Genomic DNA, 23703 nt, shown 5'->3' on the forward strand with positions numbered 1-23703 from the left:
CTATTTTCATTGTCAATAACAATTGCAAAAATATCGTGAAAAATGATCCCGCCGAGATGATCTCGACGGGGTCATCAATTTCGAGCTAGTTATTCTGCTGATTCTAGTTGTTCTTTTTCTTTTCGTGCCGCAACAGACATTTTACGGTACCGTTGCATTCCTGTCCCAGCAGGGACAAGTTTACCGATAATAACATTTTCCTTCAGACCAAGAAGTTCATCTCGCTTACCTTTGATCGCTGCATCGGTAAGTACGCGAGTCGTTTCTTGGAAGGAAGCAGCAGATAGGAATGAATCTGTCTCCAGAGATGCTTTCGTAATACCAAGTAGAATCGGACGTCCAATCGCAGGTTGATTCCCTTCTAAAAGGGTCTTGTTGTTCGCTTCAGTAAACTGGTGGATATCAAGCAGAGTACCTGGTAGTACATCTGTATCTCCAGCATCTGTTACTCTGACCTTTCTAAGCATCTGACGAACCATCACTTCTACGTGCTTATCTCCAATTTCTACCCCTTGCATACGATAAACCTTCTGAACTTCACGCAACAGATACTCTTGAACAGCTTTTACATCGAGTATACGTAGAAGTTCTTTCGGATCGACAGAACCTTCTGTGAGCTCTTGACCTCGTGCCACCTCATCATTTACCGCCACTTTCAAGCGAGATGTATATGGTGCATTGTAAGTCCGAGACTCAATTTTCCCTTGAATCACAATCTCTTGCTGGCGGTCACGGCCTTCCGAAATAGAGGTTACAACCCCGCCAATTTCAGTGATGATGGATTGCCCTTTAGGATTACGAGCTTCAAATAGCTCTTGGATACGTGGCAAACCTTGAGTAATATCATCACCTGCTACACCACCTGTATGGAAGGTTCTCATTGTTAATTGAGTACCTGGCTCCCCAATAGATTGTGCCGCTATGATACCGACAGCTTCTCCTACATCTACAATAGATCCTGTAGCTAGGTTACGGCCATAACATTTCTTACAGACACCATGACGGGTATTACATGTAAAGGCCGAGCGAATCCAAGCCTCTTCCACGCCCGCATTTTCAATTTCTTTCGCCATATCTTCATTAATTAATTCATTTTCGTGGGCAAGGATTTCCCCTGTTTCCGGATGAACAATTTTGCTTCTTGCAAAACGTCCAATCAAACGTTCCTCTAGTGTCTCAATTACTTCAGTGCCATCTTTCAGTGCCGCAACGCGAAGTCCACGGTCTGTACCACAATCATCTTCGCGAATAATGACATCTTGCGCTACATCAACAAGACGACGTGTTAAGTAACCTGAGTCAGCTGTTTTTAAGGCGGTATCGGCTAGACCTTTACGTGCTCCGTGAGTGGAGATAAAGTATTCCAGTACCGTTAATCCTTCACGGAAACTTGATTTAATCGGCAACTCAATAATCCTACCAGCCGGGTTAGCCATCAATCCGCGCATACCCGCTAACTGTGTAAAGTTAGAAGCGTTACCCCTTGCACCTGAATCACTCATCATGAAAATAGGATTTAATCTTTCTAAAGAGCCCATCAATTTATCTTGAATCGTATCCTTCGCAGCGCTCCAGATCGAGATTACACGATCATAACGTTCTTCTTCAGTAATCAGACCACGTCTGAATTGCTTCATCACGTTGTCTACTTTTGTTTGAGCTTCTTGCAAAATGACTTCCTTTTCACGAAGTACAACAATATCTGATACTCCAACTGTTATCCCTGCTTTAGTGGAGTATTTGAATCCAAGACTCTTCATGCGGTCCAGCATTTTCGATGTTTCCGTTACTTGGAATCTCTTGAATATTTCAGAGATAATATTACCTAATATTTTTTTCCTGAACGGAAGAATAAGTGGTTGCTTTTCAATATGTTCTTTCACATTTTCGGTCGTTTCAATAAAGTAACGATCCGGTGTATTATCCACAAGGTTTTCATCAGTTGGTTCATTAATAAACGGAAACGATGGTGGAAGGATTTCGTTAAAAATAATCTTACCAACCGTTGTAACGAGTAATTTCTTCCTTTGCTCATCTGTAAAAGTTTCGTTTACTAAAGAATTAGCATGAATCGCAATACGCGAATGCAAGTGCACATACCCAGTTTGATAGGCAAGTAATGCCTCATTCGTGTCCTTGAATACCATTCCTTCTCCATCTGCGTTTTCACGCTCTAATGTCAGATAATAGTTTCCAAGCACCATATCCTGAGAAGGTGTAACGACTGGCTTTCCATCTCTAGGGTTTAGAATGTTTTGCGCCGCTAACATTAATATACGTGCTTCAGCTTGCGCTTCAGCAGACAAAGGAACGTGAACAGCCATTTGGTCACCATCAAAGTCTGCATTATATGCTGTACAAACGAGTGGGTGCAAACGAATCGCTCTACCCTCTACAAGAGTAGGTTCAAAAGCCTGAATACCAAGTCTGTGAAGAGTTGGTGCCCGGTTCAATAGAACAGGATGCTCACGGATGACATCTTCTAGGACATCCCAAACTTCTGGATGCACACGTTCAATCTTCCTTTTTGCACTCTTAATATTATGGGCAAGATTCTTTTCAACCAGTTCCTTCATAACAAATGGCTTAAATAACTCTAACGCCATTTCCTTCGGTAAACCACATTGGTACATTTTCAAATGTGGCCCAACGACAATAACAGAACGACCTGAGTAATCAACCCGTTTTCCAAGCAAGTTTTGCCGGAAACGTCCTTGTTTTCCTTTTAACATGTGAGACAAAGATTTTAGCGGGCGATTTCCTGGTCCTGTAACAGGTCTTCCTCTTCTTCCATTATCAATCAACGCATCAACCGCTTCTTGAAGCATACGTTTCTCATTTTGAACAATAATACTTGGAGCTCCAAGGTCTAATAATCTTTTTAGTCGATTATTACGGTTGATTACACGACGATATAAGTCATTTAAATCCGAAGTAGCAAAACGACCACCTTCTAATTGCACCATTGGGCGTAATTCTGGCGGAATGACAGGAAGAACATCTAAAATCATCCAGTCAGGATCGTTTCCAGAATGGCGAAAGGCTTCTAAAACCTCAAGACGTTTAATGGCACGTGTACGGCGTTGCCCTTGTGCCGTCTTCAATTCGTCCTTCAATTGGTCTACTTCTTTTTCCAAGTCAATATCCTGTAAAAGCTTCTTAATGGCTTCTGCACCCATGGAAGCTTGGAACTTGGTACCGTATTTTTCACGATATAAACGATATTCCTTCTCAGACAAAAGTTGTTTTTTATCTAGTGTTGTATCTCCTACGTCTGTTACAACGTAAGAAGCAAAATAGATAATCTCTTCAAGGGCACGAGGGGACATGTCTAAAACAAGTCCCATCCTGCTTGGTATTCCTTTAAAGTACCAAATATGAGAAACAGGAGCCGCTAATTCAATATGCCCCATTCTTTCTCTCCGTACTTTCGTACGTGTTACTTCTACACCACAACGATCACAAACAACGCCTTTGTAACGAACACGTTTATACTTCCCACAGTGACATTCCCAATCTTTAGAAGGTCCAAAAATTCGTTCACAAAACAAACCATCTTTTTCGGGCTTTAAAGTACGATAATTAATCGTTTCTGGTTTCTTGACTTCTCCGAATGACCAAGAACGAATTTTGTCCGGTGAAGCAAGGCCTATTTTCATATACTCAAAATTATTAACATCCAGCAAGGGGCCTACCTCCCTTTTCGTCTACAGGTTTTTACCCATTATGCTAAACCTAAAAAACTATTCTCTTAATGCGGCAGTTTCTTCTACTTTTGTATCTGGTGCAATATTTAATGTGTCAGCTTGCTGTGTATCTTCTTCATCGTCTAACTCGCGCATCTCAATTTCTTCTTCATCACCAGATAAGATTTTCACATCCATACCTAAGCTCTGAAGTTCTTTTATGAGAACTTTAAATGATTCTGGTACACCAGGATCAGGTACATTATCACCTTTGACAATTGATTCATACGTTTTTACACGACCTACAACATCATCCGATTTAACAGTCAATATTTCTTGAAGTGTATAAGCTGCCCCATAGGCTTCTAACGCCCATACTTCCATCTCACCAAATCGTTGGCCACCAAATTGCGCCTTCCCACCAAGTGGTTGCTGTGTAACAAGTGAGTAAGGACCAGTGGAACGTGCGTGCAATTTATCATCAACCATGTGAGCCAGTTTGATCATGTACATGACTCCAACAGATACTCTATTATCGAATGGTTCACCTGTTCGACCATCATATAGGATTGTCTTAGCGTCTCGTGCCATTCCTGATTCTTCAATCGTATCCCAAACATCTTCCTCAGTCGCTCCATCAAAAACAGGTGACGCCATATGGAGTTTAAGTCCTCTTGCTGCCATTCCAAGATGCAACTCAAGAACTTGACCAATGTTCATACGTGAAGGAACACCCAATGGGTTCAACATCACATCAACAGGAGTACCATCCGGCATATACGGCATATCTTCTTCCGGAAGAATGCGAGAAATTACCCCTTTGTTACCATGTCGTCCAGCCATCTTGTCCCCTTCGGAAATCTTCCGCTTTTGGACAATATACACACGAACAAGCTGATTTACACCTGGTGGCAGTTCATCTCCATCTTCACGGTTGAAAATTTTCACATCAAGGACAATCCCTTCTCCTCCATGTGGAACACGAAGAGAAGTGTCGCGAACCTCACGTGCCTTTTCACCGAAAATAGCATGCAATAATCTTTCTTCAGCTGTAAGCTCAGTAACTCCTTTCGGTGTTACTTTTCCTACAAGCAGATCACCGTCTTTAACTTCTGCTCCAACTCTGATAATGCCCCGTTCATCCAAATTGCGCAGGGCATCTTCCCCAACGTTCGGAATATCACGTGTCATTTCTTCAGGTCCAAGCTTTGTATCACGGGCTTCTGATTCATATTCTTCTATGTGAATAGATGTATAAACATCATCTTTTACTAATCGTTCACTCATAATGATCGCATCTTCATAGTTGTAACCTTCCCATGTCATGAAGGCAACGAGCACGTTTCTTCCTAGTGCAAGCTCGCCTAGATCCATGGAAGGGCCATCTCCCAAGATTTCCCCTTTGGTTACACGATCTCCAACACTTACGATTGGACGTTGATTATAGCAGGTCCCTTGGTTAGAACGAATAAACTTCTGCATTCGATACTTACGCAAGTCGCCTTTTACTTCTTGACCGTCCACATCCTGTGTATTTCGCACCCAAACTTCACGGGCCTCAACATGTTCAACAATACCATTATGCTTACAAATCACCGCAGCTCCAGAGTCTTTAGCAGAAACATATTCCATTCCCGTTCCAACTAGAGGAGCTTCTGGTTTCATAAGTGGAACAGCTTGTCGTTGCATGTTCGCTCCCATCAAAGCACGGTTTGAATCATCGTTCTCAAGGAACGGGATACAAGCAGTAGCAGCAGAAACAACTTGTTTTGGTGATACATCCATATAGTCAATGCGTTCTTTTCTCACTACTGTATTCTCACCACGAAAACGAGCTATTACTTCATCATTAATAAATGCACCTTCATCAGAAAGCGGGGCATTTGCTTGTGCAACAACATAATTATCTTCTTCATCAGCAGTCAAATAATCAATTTGATCTGTTAGTGATCCTGTCTCAGGATCAACCCGGCGATATGGCGTTTCGATAAAACCAAAACGATTCACCTTGGCAAATGTCGATAAAGAGTTAATTAACCCAATATTTGGCCCTTCTGGTGTCTCAATTGGACACATACGCCCATAGTGAGAATAGTGTACATCACGTACTTCCATTCCAGCCCTTTCACGAGTTAAACCACCAGGTCCGAGCGCTGACAAACGACGCTTATGCGTTAATTCAGCAAGTGGATTGGTTTGGTCCATAAATTGAGAAAGCTGAGAACTACCAAAGAATTCCTTTATCGACGCAATCACTGGACGAATATTAATTAATTGCTGTGGCGTGATCGTATTCACATCTTGAATGGACATACGTTCTTTTACGACTCTTTCCATTCGGGAAAGCCCAATTCTAAATTGGTTTTGTAACAACTCCCCAACAGAACGAAGACGACGATTTCCTAAATGGTCGATATCGTCTGTATCGCCTACATCATATAACAAATCAAAGAAATAACTAATAGAAGAGATGATGTCAGCAGGTGTGATGTTTTTAGTCTCTTCTTCCACATAGGCATTTCCAATTACATTTATGACTTTCTCATCATCATCATTAGGTGCATAAATTTTGATCGACTGTACGACAATGTCCTCATCTAAGACACCTGATTGTTGGCTGCATGTTTTGAAACCAGCGCCGTTTTCAAGTGATGGAAGAATTTTGTCTAAAGTACGACGATCTAATACTGTACCTTTTTCGGCAATGATTTCACCTGTCTCAGGATCAGCTAATGACTCCGCCAACCTTTGACCAAATAGACGATTCTTAATATGCAACTTTTTATTTATTTTGTAACGACCAACATTCGCGAGGTCATAACGCTTTGGATCAAAGAAACGCGATATCAGCAAGTTACGCGCATTCTCCACAGTTGGAGGCTCTCCAGGACGAAGACGCTCATATATTTCTAATAAAGCTTTCTCAATACTTTCAGTGTTATCTTTTTCTAGTGTATTTCTAAGATATTCGTTGTCACCAATTAAATCGATGATTTCTTGATCAGAGCCAAAACCAAGTGCACGCAATAGCACAGTTACTGGTAATTTTCTTGTACGATCAATGCGGACATATACAACGTCCTTTGCATCTGTTTCGTATTCTAGCCAAGCCCCTCTGTTTGGAATAACAGTAGCGGTAAATCCTTTTTTACCATTTTTATCAAGTTTACCACTATAGTAAACACTCGGTGAGCGCACTAATTGTGATACGATGACACGTTCGGCTCCATTAATAATAAATGTGCCCATTTCTGTCATCAATGGGAAATCTCCCATAAATACATCTTGATCTTTTACTTCACCTGTTTCCTTATTCACGAGACGTAATTTCACTCGAAGCGGAGCCGAGTATGTTGCATCACGCTCTTTTGACTCTTCAACAGAATACTTGGGATCACCTAAACTGTAATCAATAAATTCCAGTGATAGATTTCCGGCGAAATCTTCAATTGGAGAAATATCTTGGAACATTTCCTTTAAACCTTCATCAAGAAACCATTGATAAGAAGAAGTTTGGATTTCGATAAGGTTCGGCAGCTCCAATACTTCACTAATACGAGCAAAGCTCCTACGCTGGCGGTGCCGTCCGTACTGAACAAGTTGACCTGTCAACTGATTCACCCCTCAAAATAGTGCATTTTAATAGGTTGTTCAAAATTTCCGATAAAAAAGATACTGCGAATTTCTTCGTTGGCTTGTTTCTGTGCTGCTCATGTATTTAAAAGCATACATTCCGCTACTCGAAACTGCGCCGCCTCGAACTCCTTGATCCTTTTTATCATCCTTTTTGAACATTCATTCATAGTGACATTTTCTCAAGAGATTCTAGAAAAAATGCGATATCCTTAGACAAAAAGAAAAAGGGTTTTGCTTTGAAAACCACATTTTTCATATTACGAACTATTATTTTATAATCTTTTCCAACTTTGCCAAGATCCATACTTCTATTGATTAATTTGGCAATAAATCAGAAAACACTATATTAGCATTATACAACGTTATCACAAAAGGCCAGCAAGGTCAATCATTTTTTTGCTTTTAAAATATAGTAGCCTTTTCTTTTTGCTAGGATTTCCACATGGCGAAATATCTCTTCTAATTTGCCTTTCGCAGATGGTGCTCCTTGCTTTTTCTGAATGACGACCCAAAGTTCGCCTTCCGCCTTTAGATGTTGAAAACTCTGCTCAAACATTCGATGTACAATTTGTTTGCCCGCTCGGATCGGCGGATTGGTAACGATCGCAGAGAAATTCTTTTCCCCAACATTTAAAAGTCCATCACTTTCGTAGATCTTAATGTTATGGATCTTATTGATCTCAGCATTTTCTTTAGCCAATTCCAGCGCCCTTTGATTAATATCTATCAAGTGAACCAGTCGGTCAGAATATTCTTTCGCCAAGCTGAGCCCAATTGGTCCATAACCACAACCGACATCTAAAATCATTCCTTCGGTCGGGGCTTGAAAGGTTTCAATTAAAAAGCGTGAGCCGAAATCAACTTCTTTCTTCGAGAAGACGCCTTGGTCTGTTTTAAATCGAAGCAAGTAATCCCGCAAGGTCGCATCCCAATAAATTGGGTTACTCGCAATTTCCGGTTGACGAGAATAGTAATGATCCACCAATCACCGCAACCCCCTTTTTTAAACCTAACTATTAGATATTTTCAATATCAGTAGGTTCACTTAGATGGAATCTAGAATATAGCACTTCATCACTCGCAGGATTATATTCTAGCTAACGCTATCCCTCAAAGAAAAGCTTAGGCAAAAAAGCTCGCCATTAGACAGCGAGCTTTTTAATTTAGCAGATGCTTACTTAACTTCGACGTCTGCTCCAACTTCTTCAAGTTTTCCTTTGATTTCTTCAGCTTCTTCTTTAGAAGCTCCTTCTTTGATTGGCTTAGGAGCGTTATCAACAAGTTCTTTTGCTTCTTTCAAGCCAAGGCCTGTTACTTCACGTACAACTTTGATGACTTTAATTTTTTGTCCGCCTGCACCAGTAAGGATGACATCAAATTCAGTTTGTTCTGCAGCAGCTTCGCCACCAGCAGCGCCACCAGCAACTGCAACAGGAGCAGCAGCTGTTACACCAAATTCTTCTTCAATTGCTTTAACAAGATCGTTTAGTTCAAGAACTGTCATTTCTTTGACAGCATCGATGATTTGTTCTTTCGTCATGATTGTTTTCCTCCATTTATTGGTTTATTAGTATCCATACATTTTCTTTATCATATCGCAACGTTCAAGACAAAGTCCGAATAACTGATTTGCCTATTAAGCACCTTGTTCTTCTTTTTGATCAGCAACTGCTTTTGTAGCAAGAGCCAAGTTACGCACTGGCGCTTGAAGAACACTAAGCAACATAGAAAGCAAGCCTTCGCGAGATGGGAGTTCAGCAAGAGCCTTGACTTCTTCAACAGAAGCTAGATTCCCTTCAATCACACCTGCTTTAATTTCTAGTGCTTCATTCTTTTTCGCAAACTCGTTAAGGATTTTCGCAGGTGCTACAACATCATCAGTACTAAATGCAATAGCATTCGGTCCTGTAAGAGCATCCTGAAGTCCCTCTAAATTAGCTGCTTCTGCAGCACGGCGAGTCATTGTGTTTTTGTAGACTTTAAAATCAATTCCCGCTTCACGAAGTTGCTTACGAAGTTCAGTGACCTGTCCTACAGTTAAACCACGGTAATCAACTACAACGGTCGAAACACTTGATTGAAATTTTTCTTTAATTTCATCCACAAGTTGTTTCTTTTGTTCAATAATTGCGCTCATCCTTACACCTCCCTGATTCAAAATGACATTTATACCTGTGTACATGAAGCAAAAAACCTCCATACATAGACATGGAGGTTTTTTGCCCTCAATACAAATAATTGAGTTTTATCGCAAGAACCTCGGCGGGAAATTAAGCTAGTGGCTACGAGCCATACTAGCACCTGCTGTCTACGGTACAAATGTTATATTATATTTTCAACAGCTACTATCATACCAGATAGCATTACTGTAAGTCAATATTTTTATAAAGAAGCAGATTCTACGCGTAAGCCAGGTCCCATTGTTGTAGAAACGGTAATGTTTTTAAAATATTTACCTTTTGAAGAAGCTGGTTTTGCTTTAGTTAATGTATCAAGGATTGTATTGTAGTTTTCAATGAGCTTTTCATCACCGAAAGATACCTTTCCGATCGGCACATGAATAATCCCCGCTTTATCCGCACGGTATTCTACTTTACCAGCTTTAATTTCATTTACAGCTTTTTCTACATCAAATGTAACTGTACCTGTCTTAGGATTCGGCATCAAACCTTTTGGTCCAAGAGTACGACCTAGTTTACCAACTTCTCCCATCATGTCAGGTGTTGCTACGACAACATCAAAATCGAACCAGCCTTGGTTAATTTTGTTAATGTAATCTGCTTCCCCTACATAATCAGCACCAGCAGCTTCTGCTTCCTTCGCCTTTTCACCTTTTGCAAATACAAGTACACGTTGTGTTTTACCAGTACCATTTGGCAGAACAACGGCACCACGGATTTGCTGATCAGCCTTTTTCGTATCAATTCCTAAACGGAAAGACGCATCAACAGTTGCATCAAATTTAGTGAAATCTACCTTTTTCGCAAGTTCAATTGCCTCTGCGATCGGATAAGATTTTGAACGATCAATTTGTTTTAGAGCGTCATTGTATTTTTTACCTTTTTTAGCCATTTTATTTCCTCCTGTAATGTGGTTTTAGCGGAATGACCTCCCACGTTGAAAAGCTCAAACACCTTGATGTAGGGTTAAACAGCTAAAGGCGCGCCGTCCTGGCGCAACGCTGTTTTGACCTACATCCTGTCGGCCCCCGACAAGCAAATGTTCCGAGACAAGGAAAGTCTGGTTTTGACTTTATTGGCTCAGCTCATTTAGTGGAACAACGGCTATATCTTAGCCGATGAACTCACATTCTGCGAGCTTCTCGGGGCTAGGCGCCGGAGCTAGATCAAGAAAAGCGCTAGTGCTAATGATTATCGTTGAACATAACCACCGCACTAGGAATCCCGTCTTCTACAGACGGAGTGTAAAACCTTGCTAAATAGCTTGGCTTTAAGCAATAAAGGAAGGCTGAACGGTCCCAGCCTTCCTCTCACAGTAACCTTGTTTATGCACTGGAAATCGATCAGTCTTCGATTTTGATACCCATGCTACGTGCTGTACCTTCAACCATTTGCATGGCAGCTTCAACACTTGCAGCATTTAAGTCAGGCATTTTTGTTTCTGCAATTTCACGCACTTTGTCACGTTTTACAACAGCAACTGTTTTTTTGTTAGGTTCACCAGAACCTGAATCAATTCCAGCTGCTTTCTTTAAAAGAACTGCAGCGGGCGGAGTTTTGGTGATAAATGTAAAGGAACGATCCTCAAATACTGTAATTTCTACAGGGATAATTAATCCTGCTTGATCTGCAGTACGAGCATTGAATTCTTTACAGAATCCCATAATATTTACACCTGCTTGACCGAGTGCCGGCCCTACTGGTGGAGCTGGATTCGCTTTACCTGCAGGAATTTGTAATTTTACAAGTTTGATTACTTTTTTAGCCACGAGACGCACCTCCTTAAAGTCCGTGATGTGGTAATGGGGTTTTGACACCCTCCCACTCATGATAAAAATAGTCAATGATCAATATCTTTCAATTAAGACACCTACTTGACTTAAAAGATATTATCACTTTTCACAAGTAATTTCAAGTTGTTATTAGCTTAATTTATCAATTTGCCCGAAATCGAGTTCAACAGGCGTTTCTCTTCCGAACATATTGACCATCACTTTTACTTTTCCCTTTGTTGCATCTAAATCTTCAACCTTGCCCGTAAAATTCGCAAATGGTCCTTCTTTCACTGTAACCGTTTCGCCAATTTCAAAATGAACATCTAGATTTTTATCTTCTAATCCCATACGTTTTAGAATGAAATCTATCTCTTCTGGAAGTAATGCAGTTGGTTTTGATCCTGATCCCGATGAGCCAACGAATCCTGTAACACCAGGTGTATTTCGCACGACATACCAGGAATCATCCGTCATAATAATTTCCACTAGCACATAACCTGGAAATACTTTCTTTTTTACCACTTTCTTTTTCCCATTCTTTATATCTGTTTCTTCATCTTCCGGAACGATCACTCTAAAAATTTTATCTTCCATTCCCATTGTTTCTACGCGCTTCTCGAGATTTGTTTTCACTTTATTTTCGTAACCAGAATACGTATGGACAACATACCAGTTTTTTTCCATTGATTAGGACGCTTGTCCTTCCCTCCCTATTACTAGTACTTCTCTAGTTCTTGAAATCGAACACCGTTTAACACACGCTTACGCTTTTCTTTGTCTAGCTCCAGCGCCTAGCGGCTAGCAAAGTTACAGCTTCTTCCTGCGATAAGTCAACATCGGCTCATGCTTCGCGGTGTTTCCTTTATCTAGGCCAACAGGATGTTGGTCAGAACGACGTTGCGCCAGGACGGCGCGCCCTTAGTCGTTCATCCTTATCATCCAATTTGTACGCCGCTGGACAGGCGCTTCCGCTTTTCTTACCACAACTCAAAAAACCCGAGGACCGGGTTTGATAAAAAGTAATATAATTCCATTATATCATGAGTTCTTAAAAGTTATACAATAACTAAATATCTATTTTAATTTCCAAGAATGAAACGCATAAAATACGAAATGATATAATCTACACCTGCAAAGAAAAGCGCTAATAAGGCAACAGTGGTTACAACAGTGATAGTGTAGCTAGTTAATTCCTTTCGGCGTGGCCAACTGACCTTCCTCATTTCTGAGCGGACATTGCGAAAGAATTGCATTACGCTTGACATGATCGTACCTCCAAAGTTTTACTAAAAGTATGTTCAAAACGCAGAAATTCGCAGTGTCCTTTTACCAGACTTTTTGAACATCCTCTAATATATCAAAAATATTATTTTGTTTCTTTATGAATAGTATGAGTTTGACAGTTCTTACAAAATTTTCTTAATTCCAAGCGAGTAGAGGTCGCTTTCGGATTTTTATCGGTCGAATAATTACGTGATCCACAATCTACGCAGGCTAATGCGACGTTATTTTTCACATCTAACACTCGCTCTCTAGTCTTTCTTATATCTTTTAAAAAATATCACGTAAGCCGAGTTCTGTCAATATGAACTCTCATTACCAAACACCGAACTCTCGCAATTCCAGATAACGTTCTAGCTTCCTCTTCACTCTTTGTAAAGCGTTATCAATTGACTTTACGTGGCGATCCAACTCATCAGATATTTCCTGGTAGGATCTGCCATCTAGATAGAGAGCCAATACTTTTCTTTCTAAATCACTTAATAATTCCATCACTTTGGCTTCTATATTATGAATCTTTTCCCGATTGATTAAAAGCTCCTCAGGGTCTAAAATTTTCGCCCCTGAGATCACATCCATTAATGTCCGGTCTGATTCTTCATCATAAATAGGCTTGTCCAATGATACATAAGAATTAAGTGGGATATGTTTTTGGCGGGTAGCTGTCTTAATAGCTGTAATGATTTGTCTCGTAATACAAAGCTCTGCAAAAGCTTTAAAAGAAGCAAGCTTATCTTCTTTGAAATCACGGATCGCTTTGTAAAGTCCAATCATACCTTCTTGTACAATATCTTCGCGATCCGCACCTATTAAAAAGTAGGCCCTCGCCTTCGCCCTAACAAAATTACGGTATTTTTTTATGAGGTAATCCAGTGCTTCACTTTCTCCTTCTTGAATCAGTTCGATCAACTCTTCATCTTCCAGTATGTCATATTTGATGCCGCTGTCTAGTCTGATATTCGAGGTCACTCTATTCCCCACCCTTAGATCCATAGATAGAATCATTATACATAACTGAATTTTCATACGTCAACCTTATTTTAAACCACGTCGCCATTTCTCAAAGATTTCGGCAACCTCTTCGCTCAAAGGAATTTTGACAGAAGGTACTTTTTCCCTCGTCTTTTTTAAGCTTTTCCCAATGCTTTTATCAATCGTTTGAACTTCTATTAACAGCTCACGAGCAGATAGTCTTAATGCCCCTTGACCAAAAATTGCCCATTGTTCTGTAAAATCGGATGTGGCGACGTAAATTTGTGTGCGTCTATTATTTAATTCAATCGCGAGCTTTTCAATTCTTTCATCTGCTGTTTCTTCTATTTTGGTAAAGATTATTTCTATCTTATGATTTTGGTACCTTTTTTCAATTCCCTTTACTTCATAGGCATCAAAAACAATGATCACTTTACGTCCCGTAAACCCTTGGTAATCTGCCATGATCTCAATAAGGCGATCTCGTGCAGAAGCAAGGTCTTTCATCTTAAGCTCAATTAATTCTGGCCAAGCACCAATGATGTTATAGCCATCCACAATCAGGATATCCATTGTTTAATCCTCAATGGGCGAGCGTTTCCGTAGCACTTCATACATCAACAACGAGGCTGCCACGGATGCATTAAGTGATGAGACATGACCAATCATAGGCAAATGGATAAGAAAATCACATTTATCTCGAACTAATCGGCCTATGCCTTTCCCTTCATTCCCAATTACTAATGCAAGAGGTATTGTGGCATCCATTTTTCGATAATCCTCACTCCCCTTTGCTTCCGTTCCAAATATCCAAACACCACGTGACTTTAATTCATCGATCGTCCTTGGAATATTTGTTACTCTTGCAACAGGCACATATTCAATTGCTCCTGTTGAAAGCTTTGCAACAGTAGCTGTTAATCCTACAGAGCGATGCTTCGGAATAATAATTCCATGAACACCTGACGCATCCGCTGTCCGTAAAATGGAACCAAGATTATGAGGATCCTCCAGCTCATCGAGAATAAGAAAAAACGGAGCTTCCTCCCTCTTACTAGCTACTTCAAAGAGATCATCTAGTTCCGCATATTGATGTGCAGCGGCCTGTGCCACGACCCCTTGATGATTTGCGCTAACTAATGGGTCTATTTTCTGCTTCGGGACAAATTGAACTAAGATATTTCGTTCCTTAGCAAGCTTGATAATCTGTTGCATCGAGCCCTTTTGTGAACCTTCAGCTATCCAAATTTTATGGATACCCCTGTCAGACTTTAAAGCTTCCATAACTGGATTTTTGCCAGCAATCCACTCATTACTCATGTTTGATTCACTCCCCCGTTTTCAATGTTTTGGATCGATTCTTCCATCATTTCATCTAGCCGTGCTTGATTATTGGATAAATAAATCCAACCTACTACAGCCTCAAAGGCTGTACTATGTCGATATGTTTGTACATCAGTATTTTTAGGAACTGTCCCGGATTTTGCATTTCTCCCTCGTCTCATAACAGCTAACTCTTCCTCCGTAAAGAAGTTTTTTGCCAAAAGCCGTTTTAAAATAATGGCCTGTGCTTTTGCTGATACAAAATGGGTTGCCTCGACATGAAGCTTATGTGGCTTCGTTTTCCCTTTTTGTAAGAGGTGATGCCGAATATAAACCTCAAAAACGGCATCCCCCATATAAGCAAGTGCTAAGCCATTCAATTGCTGATAGTCCTTCACATTTGGCTCCATTCCCGTTACCCTCTTTTCCATCTAGTGCCTTGGCGGGTATCCTCTAAAACAATATTCATTTCTTTTAGTTGATCTCTTATTTGGTCAGCCAACGCGAAATCACGGTTTTTCCTGGCTTCAAGTCTTTGCTCGATCAATTGATCAACTTCTTCATCCAGAAGTTCATCTTGTTTAATTTTCAACCCTAGCACAGAGAAGAGTTCTTCGAATGTAGTTAAAAATGCATCAATGACATTAGTAGATGTGTTCTCTTGCCGTACATAAAGATTTCCTTGTTTTGCTAACTCAAAAAGTACTGTAATCCCATCAGCTGTATTAAAGTCATCATCCATTTCCTTTTCAAAAGTGCTGACAAGCTGTTTAATTTTATCTAACCATTCTTGATCATCAACAGCCAAATTAGCACTTGCTGCTAGACGGTGCTTTAAGTTCTGATAAGATGTTCGCAACCGATCAAGTGCAACTCCCGCATTTTTAAGAAGCTCATCATTGAAATTAATTGGGTTACGGTAATGGACAGATAGCATAAAGAAACGAAGAACCTGTGGATCGACTTTTTTGAGAATATCATGGACTAACACAAAATTACCTAGTGATTTTGACATTTTCTCATTATTGATATTGATATAACCATTATGCATCCAGTAATTTGCAAATGGTTCCTCAGTCAAAGCCTCCGTTTGCGCAATTTCATTTTCGTGATGCGGAAAGGCTAAGTCCTGCCCACCAGCATGAATGTCAATCGTATCTCCAAGATATTTTTTTGCCATTGCCGAGCATTCAATATGCCAACCAGGCCTTCCTCTCCCCCACGGGCTATCCCAAGCAATTTCTCCTTCTTTTGCGGCCTTCCAGAGCGCAAAATCTAATTCGTCTTCTTTTTTCTCGCCTACTTGTATGCGAGCCCCCATTTTTAAATCGTCAATCGACTGGTGAGAAAGTTTCCCGTAGTCCGCAAATTTCCTTGTGCGGTAATAGACATCCCCTGCAGATTCATAGGCATAGCCCTTTTGCACCAATAGATCGATAAATTCAATAATTTCGTCCATATTTTCCGTCACACGTGGGTGGAAATCCGCTTCCTTACAACCAAGCGCTGAAACATCCTCAAAATAAGCTTGAATAAATTTCTCCGCAATGGCTGGAACATCGGATTTAAGTTCTTTCGCTGTTTTAATTAATTTATCATCGACATCCGTAAAATTAGAGACAAATTGGACTTCATACCCTCTATATTCTAAGTAGCGGCGCACACTGTCAAACACGATTGCAGGTCTTGCATTTCCAATATGAATATAGTTATAAACGGTCGGGCCGCAGACATACATTTTAACCTTCCCTGCTTCCATCGGTTGAAATGTTTCCTTTTTTCTTGTTAACGTATTATAAATTTGAATGGTCATGTACCGAAGACTCCTTTCGATTGGTTACATCCTTCGTTTTTAAAAGAGTTAGTTCTTGTTGCAACTTCTTTATTTCTCGTTCCATTTCTGTCAATTTGTCTAACATTGGATCCGGTAAATCACAATGATTTAGATCCTGTTTCAGCCGCATACCATCTTGAACGACAACCCTTCCTGGAATTCCTACAACAGTAGAATTGGCAGGGACATCCTTTAAAACGACTGAACCTGCTCCAATTTTGGAATTTTCTCCAATAACAATGTCCCCTAATACCTTCGCTCCTGCGGCGATTAAGGTGCTATTTTCAAGGGTAGGATGTCGCTTCCCTTTCTCTTTTCCAGTACCACCTAATGTCACGCCTTGATAGACAATAACGTCATCACCGATTTCACATGTTTCTCCAATAACAATCCCCATGCCATGGTCCATAAAAAAGCGGCGACCGATGACAGCACCTGGATGAATCTCTATCCCTGTAAAAAAACGGCTAACTTGCGATACGATTCTTGCAAGAAAAAATAATTTCCGTTTATACAAAGGATGTGCTAGACGATGAGCCCATATCGCATGCAAACCTGAATATGTTAAGAGAACTTCGAGTGTGCTACGAGCCGCAGGATCTTGGTCAAACACTGTCTTAATATCTTCTTTCAAATGTTTAAACATGCGTGATGGCCCCTTTCTAAAGTGAACCTTGTTTTTTGAACTTCTACCAAGGCATATATTCGAATTTAAAGTATTATTGCTGTAAACAACAAAAAAGACGCCCTGAATCAATCAGAGACGCCTTGGCGCGGTTCCACTCTGCTTGGATGTAATTAGGAAAGCGCAAGCGCCGATGAACTCACATCCTGTGAGCTTCTCGGGGCTAGGAGCTGGAGTTAGATCTGACATTAGCCAAATCTCAGCCTTTCCTTCCTTAAAAACATCCCGGCTTGATCTTGATAACGACAAGAGGACCGCTTAGGCCTAATAAGAAACACTCTGTTCAGCATAAGACTCAGAGGGGCATTTTCAAAAAACGAGCGGCCGTAACCACTCTCAGCCTATGGTGGTTTTCTCTGTTTCAGCTTCGTTTTTTTACTTTTCCTCTTCAACGTTCTTGATTATAGTACGTGTTCAAAAAGGAGGGTAAAAAGGACCAAGAAGTTCGAGGCGGCGTAGTTTCAAGCAGCGGACTTGCACAGGATGTGCTGACTTCTGCGTTGCCCACAGGACGTGGGCGGTTTTAGTAGAAGATCATATCATTCCCCTGATACATGAGCACAAGGAAAGCATCCCTGAATCCGCATCGCACGAAGGAAAAGTGGTTTTCTTTTCCAAGGAGCGCAGAAACAAGCCAACGAAGAAATTCCCAGTGTCATTTTTACCGGATTTTTTGAACATCTTCTTATATCTTTTAATATATTATATTTTATTCAATTTGTTAACCCAATAAACGTTCAATTCGTCGAATGACTTTTTCTTTGCCAAGTAATTCGATGGAATTCGGAAGTTCAGGTCCATGAGATTGCCCTGATACGGCAATTCGAATCGGCATAAATAATTTTTTTCCCTTATGCCCTGTTTCCTTTTGAACAGCTTTAATCGACTTTTTAATTTCCGCTGCTTCAAATGGCTCAAGACTCTGGATTATATTCTTAAACGATACTAATACTTCCGGTACCTGTTCTTCTGCCAAGACAGCCTTCGCAGCTTCATCATATTCAATCTCATCCTGGAAAAACATTTGCGAAAGCTCTACAATTTCTGCACCATAACTCATTTGCTCTTGGTACAGACCGATTAAACTTCGTACCCATGCTGCTTCTTCAGCATTCATATTTTCACTTACCAATCCAGCTTTTACAAGATGTGGTAAAGATAATGCCACCACTTTATCTAGATCTAATTCTTTCATGTATTGATTATTCATCCATAGAAGCTTTTGCTTATCAAATACTGCAGGAGACTTGGATAAACGATGCGTATCAAAGATATCAATAAATTCCGCTTTTGAAAAAATCTCATCCTCCCCTTGTGGAGACCAGCCGAGGAGCGTAATAAAATTAAACAAAGCCTCTGGTAAATACCCTAAATCCGCGTATTGTTCAATAAACTGGATAATGGATTCATCCCGTTTACTTAATTTTTTTCGATTCTCATTCACAATCAATGTCATATGTCCAAAAATGGGAGGTTCCCAATCGAATGCCTCAAAAATCATTAACTGCTTAGGTGTATTAGAGATATGATCATCGCCACGAAGAACATGTGTCATTTCCATTAGATGATCGTCGATCGCAACAGCGAAGTTATACGTTGGAATACCGTCTTTTTTCACGATAACAAAATCGCCAATTCCATCTGAATCAAAAGACACTTCCTCTTTTACCATATCTTTAAAAGTATAGGTTTTTCCTTTAGGTACTTTAAAGCGAATGCTTGGCTTTCTTCCTGCCGCTTCAAGTTGCTCTCGCTCCTCATCAGTTAAATTCGCACATTTTCCTGAATAACGCGGCATTTCCCCACGTGCCAATTGTGCCTCTCTTTCCGCTTCAAGTTCAGCCTCTGTACAATAACATTTATAAGCTAACCCACGGTCGAGAAGATCTTCATAATAATCTTTATAGATATGGTTACGTTCAGACTGACGATAAGGTCCAAAATTGCCATCTTTATCAATGCTTTCATCCCAATCTATACCAAGCCATTTCAAATAAGCGAGCTGACTCTCTTCTCCGCCTGCAATATTCCGCTTCTGATCGGTGTCTTCAATTCGTATAATAAATTTCCCGCCTGCATTTCGGGCGAATAAATAATTGAATAATGCTGTTCGCGCATTCCCAATATGTAAATGTCCTGTCGGGCTTGGCGCATAACGCACTCTTACTTCACTTGACATCCTGCATGCCTCCTAAAGACTAAAATTCACAAATTCTATTGTACACTATTTTTGTCCATTTCTGACTAACTATTTTGCAGAGGGAAATATTAAGCGCCCCTTATGATTGCTTTTGGAGGAGTACAACCGCCATAGAGGCGATACCTTCTTCTCTCCCCACAAAGCCAAGTGTCTCTGTCGTAGTAGCTTTTACATTAATTTGTTCTTCATTCGCTTCTAACAATTGAGCAATCCGCTTTTTCATTTTCTCAATATGGGGAGCCATTTTGGGCTTTTGAGCCATAATTGTACAATCAAGATTAGCAAGCGTATATCCACGTTCAGTCACAAACTTCCAGACCTGTTCCAACAATTTTGCCGAATCAGCATCTTTAAAATCCGGGTCTGTATCAGGAAAATGATGACCAATATCTCCTTCACCAATCGCCCCCAAACATGCATCCGCTATCGTATGTAATAGAACATCCGCATCTGAATGACCGATAAGTCCTTTTTCATGCGGAATGGTAATCCCCCCGATAATAAGCGGGCGATCCTCTGCGAATTGATGGACATCAAATCCTTGTCCAATTCTTAACATGTCTTCTCCCTCTTCCTTTTCAACTTTAATCCTTAACCTTTAAGGCGTTTTTCAATAATGGCCTTGGCAAAGAAAAGATCCTCTGGCGTTGTTATTTTAATATTATCATAATCACTCTGAACAATTTGCACAGCATGCCCGATCCGCTCCACAAGAGAAGAGTCATCTGTACCAAGGAACTGATCCATTTTAGCTTGCTTATGCGCCTGGTATAAGAGTGAAAAACGAAAAGCTTGTGGGGTTTGAACTTGCCACAAGCTAGAGCGATCAATGGTTTCAACCACTTGAAGACCTTCCGTTTTTTTAATCGTATCTTTAACTGGAACGGCCGCGATAGCCGCTCCGGTTTGAACAGCAGATTGTACCAACTGGGTGATGATCGTCTTTTTAATAAAGGGACGAGCTCCATCATGCACAAGAATGACGCCTTCAGGATCCGCTACTTCTAGACCATTTAAAACGCTATATTGCCGCTCTTTTCCCCCCTCAGCAAGGGTCACCTTTTCCCATTGGTGTTTTTGTAAATGATCTTCAAAAAAATCCTGATCACTTTCATTGATCACTACTATGATTTTTTGGCAATTCGAATCTTGAATAAAAAGATCGAGTGTATGCAAAATAATGGGTCGATCTTCTAATTTTAGAAGAAGTTTATTAATTCCAGCCCTCATTCTCTGTCCTAATCCAGCAGCCGGAATGATCACTTGATAATTCATCTCTTAAAAATCCCCTGTCTTACAATGCCGTCTCCATTAATTTCGGCTTCGCAAAAATCATTCGTCCTGCTGAAGTTTGCAAAACACTTGTGACAATTACATCTATTCTTTTGCCGATATAATTTCTACCTTCTTCGACAACAATCATCGTGCCATCGTCTAAATAAGCAACACCTTGATTGTACTCTTTTCCGTCTTTAATCACCTGAACGTTTAATTCTTCACCAGGAAGGACAACAGGCTTGACTGCATTCGCTAAATCGTTAATATTTAAGACCTTCACATTTTGAAATTCACAGACTTTGTTTAAATTAAAATCATTAGTTACAACCGTTCCGTCCATGAGTTTCGCCAGCTTGACTAATTTGCTATCCACCTCTTGGATATCCTCAAAGTCGCCATCATACATTTCCACATTGATATTCACTTCTTTTTGGATGCGATTTAATATATCTAGGCCACGTCTTCCGCGGTTACGTTTCAATGAATCCGATGAATCCGCAATGTGTTGCAGCTCTTCTAATACGAAAAGGGGAATCACAATAATACCGTCTAGAAAGCCTGTTTGGCAAATATCTGCAATCCTTCCATCGATTATAACACTTGTATCCAAAATTTTCATACGATTGGAGACTTGTTCCTTTTTCGCTTCTTGACTTTCCTCCCCTCGTTTTTTCCCGCCTCGATTTTGAAAGAAGCTAGTTAATTCATCACGTTTCTTAAAACCAACTTGAAAGCCGAGATAACCGAGCAATAAAGTTAACAGGATGGGAACGAACGTATCAAGAATAGGAATTTGCATTTGATTAATCGCAAGACCCATTAAATAAGCTAGCAATAAACCAAAACCAAGACCGAGACTTCCGAATAAAATATCCGTAATGGGGGCCTTCACAAGCACATCCTCAATTCGCTTTACAAAATTCACGATTGGATTGACAGTCCAAAAAGTAATAAGATAAAAAATAATAGCACCAAGTAAAGCCGTTATATACGGATTATTAATTAAAACAACATGATCTAAAGTCACCAATTTTAGCAATAAAGGTAATAGGAAAATTCCGAGTGTTCCACCCAACAGTAAAATACAGGCTTGCACAATTCTCTTTAGCATACTTTCACCTCCTTTTAATCATTATAAACAATCAACACATTTTAAAACCCAAAAGTTCTGTATTCCTCCCATGAATCCCATCCATTCTTTCCGTTTTTATAAAACGAGATTTATCAGGGCGTTATCGCCCAATTAGAGCCTTATCATCTGAAGTGGGACTTTACAGATGGTTTCCCGAGGTAAAACCATTAAGTAATCTCACACTAAAAAATTTGTTGCAAGGCATCTCCTACCGTCTTCACACCAATAACTTTAACCCCAGCCGGAATTGTCCAACCGCCTAAATTATTTTCAGGAATAATAATCCGTTCAAATCCTAGCTTTGCTGCTTCTTGTACTCTTTGCTCAATTCTTGAGACACGCCGGACTTCACCTGTTAAGCCAACTTCTCCGATCATACAATCTGTTGCCCTAGTCGGTTGGTCACGAAAGCTAGAAGCAATACTAATCGCAACAGCTAAGTCAATCGCAGGCTCATCCAATTTCACTCCACCAGCCGCTTTTAAATAAGCATCTTGGTTTTGCAATAATAACCCGACCCGCTTTTCCAATACAGCCATTAATAATGACACACGATTGTGGTCAATCCCTGTTGCCATTCGTCGTGGATTCCCAAAACTAGTAGGTGAAATCAACGCTTGGATTTCGACTAGTACAGGCCTTGTTCCTTCCATAGAAGCAACAACTGTCGAACCTGATGCTCCTTTTGAACGCTCTTCAAGGAAGATTTCTGACGGATTCTCAACTTCCGTAAGACCTGATTCCTTCATTTCAAAAATTCCCATTTCATTTGTTGATCCAAAACGGTTTTTTACAGCCCGTAAAATTCTATATGTGTGGTGACGCTCACCTTCGAAGTAGAGAACGGTATCGACCATATGTTCTAATAAACGCGGACCTGCTATGGCCCCCTCCTTTGTGACATGTCCAACTATAAAAATAGCGATTCCCTTTGTCTTTGCGATTCTCATTAACTCTGATGTACATTCCCGTACTTGAGAAACACTTCCGGGTGCAGATGTCACCTCAGGATGATAGACGGTTTGAATCGAGTCAATCACTACAAATTGTGGTGAAATTTCGTCTATCGTTAAATGAATGGCTTCTAAATTCGTTTCTGCATAGATATAAAGTTCTGGCGAGGAGACATCTAAGCGATCAGCACGCAACTTCGTTTGCCTAATTGACTCTTCTCCAGAAATATAAAGTACCTTTTGGTCTGTCTTAGCTAACTGAGCAGATACTTGAAGCAATAAAGTTGATTTTCCAATTCCTGGATCTCCTCCGATCAAAACAAGGGATCCTGCAACAACGCCTCCACCTAAAACACGATTTAACTCTTTCATTTCAGTCGTAACTCTTGGCTCTCTTTTCGTCTCAATGGAAGAAATCGAAGTTGCCTTCGATTGATGATTTGGATCGGTATGTTGAAATGAGTGTCTCGGTTGCTTACCAACGATATTCATTTCTTCTACCATCTGATTCCATTCCCCGCATCCTGGACAACGTCCCATCCATTTAGCAGATTCGTATCCACAAGATTGACACATAAACTTTGTTTTTTTCTTGGCCATTAATTTCCCCATCTCCTAAAATCATTAAAGTAAATGAAAAGCACAACATCGTTCTAACCAACATCCAGTCTTCTCAGGAATCTGCAGGGGGACAGAATTGATGTGGCCAAAAGTCTTGTATTTTGAAAACCTTCATGGTTGATACCATACGTTTTGATGATTGCTGAA

At 40.3% G+C, this 23703-nt stretch carries 21 protein-coding genes and 1 other annotated feature; all 21 genes read right to left on the bottom strand.

Features of this window, described 5'->3' with window-relative positions:
* Nucleotides 1-89: 89 nt before the first annotated feature.
* The 21 genes from rpoC to radA all read right to left on the bottom strand — a co-directional run bounded on the left by rpoC (nt 90) and on the right by radA (nt 23535).
* On the bottom strand, nt 90-3686 hold the full coding sequence (gene rpoC / locus KI375_RS13200; protein WP_212973932.1) for a DNA-directed RNA polymerase subunit beta': 3597 nt from the start codon (nt 3684-3686) through the stop codon (nt 90-92).
* 57 nt (nt 3687-3743) lie between these two features.
* Complete coding sequence (gene rpoB / locus KI375_RS13205; RefSeq protein WP_212973933.1) at nt 3744-7298, bottom strand: DNA-directed RNA polymerase subunit beta; 3555 nt, start codon at nt 7296-7298, stop codon at nt 3744-3746.
* 412 nt (nt 7299-7710) lie between these two features.
* Entirely contained in the window at nt 7711-8307 is a 597-nt protein-coding gene (locus KI375_RS13210) for a class I SAM-dependent methyltransferase (protein WP_212973934.1), read from the bottom strand.
* A gap of 189 nt (nt 8308-8496) precedes the next feature.
* Nucleotides 8497-8862: a 50S ribosomal protein L7/L12 gene (gene rplL / locus KI375_RS13215; RefSeq protein WP_212973935.1), complete on the bottom strand. Its 366-nt coding sequence runs from the start codon at nt 8860-8862 to the stop codon at nt 8497-8499.
* A gap of 96 nt (nt 8863-8958) precedes the next feature.
* Nucleotides 8959-9459, bottom strand: coding sequence for a 50S ribosomal protein L10 (gene rplJ, locus KI375_RS13220; protein ID WP_207453522.1), 501 nt, complete (start codon nt 9457-9459; stop codon nt 8959-8961).
* A gap of 41 nt (nt 9460-9500) precedes the next feature.
* Nucleotides 9501-9654 (bottom strand) — a sequence feature (ribosomal protein L10 leader region).
* Between the two features lie 50 nt (nt 9655-9704).
* Nucleotides 9705-10394, bottom strand: coding sequence for a 50S ribosomal protein L1 (gene rplA / locus KI375_RS13225; protein WP_212973936.1), 690 nt, complete (start codon nt 10392-10394; stop codon nt 9705-9707).
* 451 nt (nt 10395-10845) lie between these two features.
* A complete protein-coding gene (gene rplK / locus KI375_RS13230) occupies nt 10846-11271 on the bottom strand; it encodes a 50S ribosomal protein L11 (protein WP_057985510.1) in 426 nt (141 codons plus the stop codon).
* A gap of 153 nt (nt 11272-11424) precedes the next feature.
* Nucleotides 11425-11961 (bottom strand): transcription termination/antitermination protein NusG, encoded by a 537-nt coding sequence (gene nusG / locus KI375_RS13235; protein ID WP_212973937.1) that lies wholly within the window; start codon nt 11959-11961, stop codon nt 11425-11427.
* 395 nt (nt 11962-12356) lie between these two features.
* A complete protein-coding gene (gene secE / locus KI375_RS13240) occupies nt 12357-12542 on the bottom strand; it encodes a preprotein translocase subunit SecE (RefSeq protein ID WP_207453518.1) in 186 nt (61 codons plus the stop codon).
* 101 nt (nt 12543-12643) lie between these two features.
* Nucleotides 12644-12793: a 50S ribosomal protein L33 gene (rpmG, locus tag KI375_RS13245; RefSeq protein ID WP_212973938.1), complete on the bottom strand. Its 150-nt coding sequence runs from the start codon at nt 12791-12793 to the stop codon at nt 12644-12646.
* Nucleotides 12794-12873: 80 nt separating this feature from the next.
* The gene (gene sigH / locus KI375_RS13250) at nt 12874-13551 is read right to left on the bottom strand and encodes an RNA polymerase sporulation sigma factor SigH (RefSeq protein WP_212973977.1); all 678 of its coding nucleotides are present in this window, start codon (nt 13549-13551) and stop codon (nt 12874-12876) included.
* Between the two features lie 42 nt (nt 13552-13593).
* Nucleotides 13594-14103, bottom strand: a complete 510-nt coding sequence (locus KI375_RS13255) for an NYN domain-containing protein (protein ID WP_212973939.1) — start codon at nt 14101-14103, stop codon at nt 13594-13596.
* Nucleotides 14104-14106: 3 nt separating this feature from the next.
* The gene (rlmB, locus tag KI375_RS13260; protein ID WP_212973940.1) at nt 14107-14850 is read right to left on the bottom strand and encodes a 23S rRNA (guanosine(2251)-2'-O)-methyltransferase RlmB; all 744 of its coding nucleotides are present in this window, start codon (nt 14848-14850) and stop codon (nt 14107-14109) included.
* Nucleotides 14847-15263 carry a Mini-ribonuclease 3 gene (locus tag KI375_RS13265; RefSeq protein ID WP_212973941.1) on the bottom strand — a complete coding sequence of 139 codons (417 nt, stop codon included), beginning with the start codon at nt 15261-15263 and terminating at the stop codon, nt 14847-14849. Before KI375_RS13265 ends, rlmB begins: the two co-directional genes overlap by 4 nt.
* Nucleotides 15264-15268: 5 nt before the next feature.
* On the bottom strand, nt 15269-16666 hold the full coding sequence (cysS, locus tag KI375_RS13270; protein WP_212973942.1) for a cysteine--tRNA ligase: 1398 nt from the start codon (nt 16664-16666) through the stop codon (nt 15269-15271).
* Nucleotides 16647-17333, bottom strand: coding sequence for a serine O-acetyltransferase (cysE, locus tag KI375_RS13275; RefSeq protein ID WP_212973943.1), 687 nt, complete (start codon nt 17331-17333; stop codon nt 16647-16649). Before cysE ends, cysS begins: the two co-directional genes overlap by 20 nt.
* A 760-nt stretch (nt 17334-18093) precedes the next feature.
* Complete coding sequence (gene gltX, locus KI375_RS13280) at nt 18094-19551, bottom strand: glutamate--tRNA ligase (RefSeq protein WP_212973944.1); 1458 nt, start codon at nt 19549-19551, stop codon at nt 18094-18096.
* Nucleotides 19552-19651: 100 nt separating this feature from the next.
* On the bottom strand, nt 19652-20131 hold the full coding sequence (gene ispF / locus KI375_RS13285; protein WP_207453502.1) for a 2-C-methyl-D-erythritol 2,4-cyclodiphosphate synthase: 480 nt from the start codon (nt 20129-20131) through the stop codon (nt 19652-19654).
* 32 nt (nt 20132-20163) lie between these two features.
* The gene (ispD, locus tag KI375_RS13290) at nt 20164-20847 is read right to left on the bottom strand and encodes a 2-C-methyl-D-erythritol 4-phosphate cytidylyltransferase (RefSeq protein ID WP_212973945.1); all 684 of its coding nucleotides are present in this window, start codon (nt 20845-20847) and stop codon (nt 20164-20166) included.
* A 19-nt stretch (nt 20848-20866) separates the two neighbouring features.
* Nucleotides 20867-21961 carry a PIN/TRAM domain-containing protein gene (locus tag KI375_RS13295; protein WP_212973946.1) on the bottom strand — a complete coding sequence of 365 codons (1095 nt, stop codon included), beginning with the start codon at nt 21959-21961 and terminating at the stop codon, nt 20867-20869.
* 203 nt (nt 21962-22164) lie between these two features.
* On the bottom strand, nt 22165-23535 hold the full coding sequence (gene radA, locus KI375_RS13300) for a DNA repair protein RadA (RefSeq protein ID WP_212973947.1): 1371 nt from the start codon (nt 23533-23535) through the stop codon (nt 22165-22167).
* Between the last annotated feature and the right edge of the window lie 168 nt (nt 23536-23703).

Origin of the sequence: Bacillus sp. J14TS2 (assembly GCF_018333015.1) — a bacterium.
Lineage (GTDB): Bacteria > Bacillota > Bacilli > Bacillales > Bacillaceae_C > Lederbergia.

Coding starts and splice junctions, on each gene's coding strand:
- ispF (WP_207453502.1), bottom strand. CDS start 20,131: ATGTTAAGAATTGGACAAGGATTTGATGTCCATCAATTCGCAGAGGAT.
- rlmB (WP_212973940.1), bottom strand. CDS start 14,850: ATGAGTAATGAGTGGATTGCTGGCAAAAATCCAGTTATGGAAGCTTTA.
- nusG (WP_212973937.1), bottom strand. CDS start 11,961: ATGGAAAAAAACTGGTATGTTGTCCATACGTATTCTGGTTACGAAAAT.
- KI375_RS13265 (WP_212973941.1), bottom strand. CDS start 15,263: ATGGAGCCAAATGTGAAGGACTATCAGCAATTGAATGGCTTAGCACTT.
- rplL (WP_212973935.1), bottom strand. CDS start 8,862: ATGACGAAAGAACAAATCATCGATGCTGTCAAAGAAATGACAGTTCTT.
- KI375_RS13255 (WP_212973939.1), bottom strand. CDS start 14,103: ATGGATATCCTGATTGTGGATGGCTATAACATCATTGGTGCTTGGCCA.
- cysE (WP_212973943.1), bottom strand. CDS start 17,333: ATGTTTAAACATTTGAAAGAAGATATTAAGACAGTGTTTGACCAAGAT.
- secE (WP_207453518.1), bottom strand. CDS start 12,542: ATGTCAAGCGTAATGCAATTCTTTCGCAATGTCCGCTCAGAAATGAGG.
- cysS (WP_212973942.1), bottom strand. CDS start 16,666: ATGACCATTCAAATTTATAATACGTTAACAAGAAAAAAGGAAACATTT.
- KI375_RS13295 (WP_212973946.1), bottom strand. CDS start 21,961: ATGCTAAAGAGAATTGTGCAAGCCTGTATTTTACTGTTGGGTGGAACA.
- rplA (WP_212973936.1), bottom strand. CDS start 10,394: ATGGCTAAAAAAGGTAAAAAATACAATGACGCTCTAAAACAAATTGAT.
- sigH (WP_212973977.1), bottom strand. CDS start 13,551: ATGGATCTAAGGGTGGGGAATAGAGTGACCTCGAATATCAGACTAGAC.
- rplJ (WP_207453522.1), bottom strand. CDS start 9,459: ATGAGCGCAATTATTGAACAAAAGAAACAACTTGTGGATGAAATTAAA.
- ispD (WP_212973945.1), bottom strand. CDS start 20,847: ATGAATTATCAAGTGATCATTCCGGCTGCTGGATTAGGACAGAGAATG.
- radA (WP_212973947.1), bottom strand. CDS start 23,535: ATGGCCAAGAAAAAAACAAAGTTTATGTGTCAATCTTGTGGATACGAA.
- gltX (WP_212973944.1), bottom strand. CDS start 19,551: ATGTCAAGTGAAGTAAGAGTGCGTTATGCGCCAAGCCCGACAGGACAT.